Source organism: Mycolicibacterium arseniciresistens (assembly GCF_030519285.1).
GTDB lineage: Bacteria > Actinomycetota > Actinomycetes > Mycobacteriales > Mycobacteriaceae > Mycobacterium > Mycobacterium arseniciresistens.
This window is the reverse complement of sequence record NZ_JAUMSQ010000197.1, coordinates 1-3,575: the sequence shown is the minus strand read 5'-3', so window position 1 is coordinate 3,575 and position 3,575 is coordinate 1. Positions and strand designations below refer to the sequence as shown.

Annotated in this window: 3 protein-coding genes; 2 read left to right on the top strand and 1 reads right to left on the bottom strand. The window is 65.2% G+C overall.

Going from position 1 to position 3,575, the window contains the following annotated elements; translation table 11 throughout:
* Window positions 1-1,705: cadherin-like domain-containing protein (locus Q2100_RS21480; RefSeq protein ID WP_302915689.1), on the top strand; the 1,705-nt coding region annotated here is incomplete at its 5' end.
* A 41-nt stretch (window positions 1,706-1,746) separates the two neighbouring features.
* On the opposite strand, the gene ychF is transcribed toward Q2100_RS21480, so the two are convergent.
* A complete protein-coding gene (ychF, locus tag Q2100_RS21475; protein ID WP_302915688.1) occupies window positions 1,747-2,820 on the bottom strand; it encodes a redox-regulated ATPase YchF in 1,074 nt (357 codons plus the stop codon).
* A gap of 84 nt (window positions 2,821-2,904) precedes the next feature.
* On the opposite strand from ychF, the gene Q2100_RS21470 reads away from it, so the two are divergent.
* Window positions 2,905-3,575: DUF6542 domain-containing protein (locus tag Q2100_RS21470; protein WP_407667672.1), on the top strand; the 671-nt coding region annotated here is incomplete at its 3' end.

Below are 3,575 nucleotides of genomic sequence, written 5' to 3'. Positions count from 1 at the left end.
CGCCTACTCGACCAATGAGGACGCCACGATGACCGTGGCGGCGCCCGGTGTACTGGGCAATGACAGTGATCCCGAAGGCGCAGCGTTGACCGTCGTGAAGGTCAGCGATCCCGCACACGGCACGTTGACACTCAACTCCAACGGGTCGTTCACCTACACCCCGACTGCCAACTACACCGGGCCGGATTCATTCACCTACAAGGTGACTGACGGTTCGCTCGACAGCAATGTGGCCACGGTGAATGTGACGGTCAACGTGGTCAACGACGCCCCGGTGGCTGCCGATGACGCCTATTCGACCAATGAGGACACTGCGCTCACCGTGGCGGCGCCTGGTGTACGGGGCAACGACACCGACCCGGAAGGCAGCCCGTTGACCGTCGTGAAGGTCAGCGATCCCGCACACGGCACGTTGACGCTCAACTCCAACGGCTCCTTCACCTACACCCCGACGGCCAACTACACCGGGCTTGACTCGTTCGCCTACAAGGTGACTGACGGCGTGCTCGACAGCAATGTGGCCACCGTGTCGCTGACAGTGAACGTCGTGAACGACGCTCCGGTGGCCATTCCGGACTTCTACACCATCGGCGAAGACAGCACGTTGACCGTCCCCGCTTACGGACTCCTGAACAACGACACCGACATCGACGGTCCAGGGATATACGTCGTTGCGGTCACCAATCCGGTCCACGCCGCTCCCTCCTCGTTCCAGCTCCTGTCGGACGGTTCCTTCACCTACACCCCACCAATCAACTTCAGCGGCACGGATTCGTTCACCTACCAGATCACCGACGGCATCACCAGGTCGACGTACTCCACGGTCACCATCACCGTCACCCCGGTCAACGACGCGCCGACACCAACCAACGACTCCTATGCCACCACCGTGAACACCGCGTTGACGGTCGCCACCCGCGGCGTCTTAGCCAATGACACCGACCCCGAGGGAAGTTCACTGACTGCACAGGTGGATGCCGGTCCGTCGCACGGCACACTGTCGCTCAACCCCAACGGGTCGTTCACCTACACCCCCGCCGCCAACTACATCGGGCCCGACAGCTTCACCTACCGCGCGTCGGACGGCACAGCCACGAGTTCGGTGGCCACCGTGAGCCTCAACGTCAAAGCGGTCAACAACGCCCCGGTGGCCAACCCCGAGTCATACACCGTCGCCGAGGACACCACATTGACCGTCGCTGCTCCCGGGGTGCTGGGCAATGACACCGATATCGACAGCGACGTCTTGGTTCTCAGTGCGGGCACCGCGACTGCACATCAGGGCCTGTTCGATCTTCGCTCCGACGGCTCGTTCATCTATACGCCGGCACCCAACTACCACGGCCCCGACTCGTTCACTTACCAAATCAGCGACGGCATCGCCACTTCCGCCTTCACCACTGTGAACATCACCGTCACCTCGGTGAACGACGTGCCGGTAGTCGCCAACGACACCATTCCGCTGGCCAAGGACGGCTTCTACGGAATCGCCCTGGACAACCGGTCTTTCGACGATGACGGCGATCCGCTGATCGCAACGCTGCTCACCAGCACCCAAAACGGCGTCCTGGTCTTCAACGGCGTCGACCGGTCCTTCACCTACAAACCCAATACCGGCTTCACCGGACAGGATTCGTTCACCTACAAGGTCAACGACGGAACCGTCGACAGCAACGTGGGCACCGTCACCCTCGTCATCAGCTAGGTCGCGCGAGGGCGGCAGGGTAGATCGGTCTCAACCCCCACCTACACGTTGAAGCGGAACTCCACCACGTCGCCGTCGGCCATCACGTAGTCCTTGCCTTCCATCCGCACCTTGCCCGCCGACTTGGCCGCCGCCATCGAGCCGGCCTCCACCAGGTCCTCGTAGGACACGATCTCGGCCTTGATGAAGCCCTTCTCGAAATCGGTGTGGATGACGCCTGCGGCCTTCGGCGCGGTGTCGCCCTGATGGATCGTCCACGCCCGCGACTCCTTGGGCCCGGCGGTCAGGAAGGTCTGCAGCTTCAGCGTGTGGAACCCGGCACGGGCCAGCGCGTCGAGGCCGCGTTCGGTCTGCCCGATCGACTCCAACAGCTCGGCCGCCGACTCCTCGTCGAGTTCCTGCAATTCGGCTTCGATCTTGGCGTCGAGGAACACCGCGTCGGCGGGCGCCACCAGCTCGCGCAGTTCGGCCACCTGCGCGTCGTCGGTCAGCACTCCCTCGTCGGCGTTGAACACGTACAGGAACGGCTTGGTGGTCAACAGGTTCAACTCGCGCAACAGCGTCGCGTCGAAGCTCGCGCCGAACAGCGTCCGGCCGTCGTTGAGCACCTCTTGCGCGGCGAGCGCGGCCTCGTGCACGGGCCTGCGGTCCTTGTGCGTGCGGGCTTCCTTCTCCAGTCGCGGCAGCGCCCGCTCGAGGGTCTGCATGTCGGCGAGCATGAGTTCGGTCTCGATCACCTCGATGTCGGACCGCGGGTCGATCCGGCCGTCGACGTGGGTGACGTCGTCGTCGGTGAACACCCGCACCACCTGGCAGATGGCGTCGCATTCACGGATGTTGGCCAGGAATTTGTTTCCGAGACCGGCCCCCTCCGACGCGCCCTTGACGATGCCGGCGATGTCGACGAACGTCACCGGCGCGTGCACAATCTTGTCGGAGTGGAACATTTTCGCCAGCTCGTCGAGCCGAGGATCCGGGAGCGCGACCACACCCTCGTTGGGTTCGATGGTCGCGAACGGGTAGTTCGCCGCCAGCACGTTGTTGCGCGTCAGCGCATTGAACAGGGTCGACTTTCCGACGTTCGGGAGTCCGACGATTCCGAGGTTGAGTCCCACAGGGATCACAGTCTGCCAGAGGACGGCGCGCGCACCCGCGCGCGCTGGCAGCGCAGCACGCTGCGGAGCCGGTACGGTCTACCTGTGTCAGGACAGCGCGCCCGGCCGGCGGTGTCGGCCGACCATCGCTCTGTGCATCCCAATTTCCCGGGTGTGCCGTGGTGGGGTGCCGTGCTGCTGGCGGGCACGTTCACCGCCGTGGGCTTCGCCTTCGACGCCGGATCGGGCGACCGTCAGCTCAGCGCGGTGTTCTCCGCCTGCTACGTCCTGGGGTGTCTGCTCGCGGTGCTCGCGGTCCGGCAGAACTCGATCTTCACCGCCGTCATCCAGCCGCCACTGATCCTGTTCGCGAGCGTTCCCGGCGCCTACTTCCTGTTCCACGGCGGGCAGCTCAGCGGGCTCAAGGATCTGGCCATCAACTGCGGTTATCCGCTGATCGAGCGGTTCCCGCTGATGTTCTTCACCGCCGCGGCCGTGCTGCTCATCGGCATGGGCCGGTGGTACCTCGGCATGTCGGCACGGCGGGGCGCACCGGCCGCAGAGGCCAGCGACGCGAAGGCCGCCAAGGACACGAAAGCGCCCAAGCCCAAGCGCAGCGCCTCCGGCGGCGGGCTGCTGTCGACCGTCACCGCCAAGGTGTCCGCCCTCACCGGTGCCGACGCCGCCGAGGATGACGCCGAGGACGAGGAACCGCCACGCAAACGCGCCTCCGAGCGGCCCCGGCGGTCCGCCCGCACGGCCGCCGGTGAAGCCGC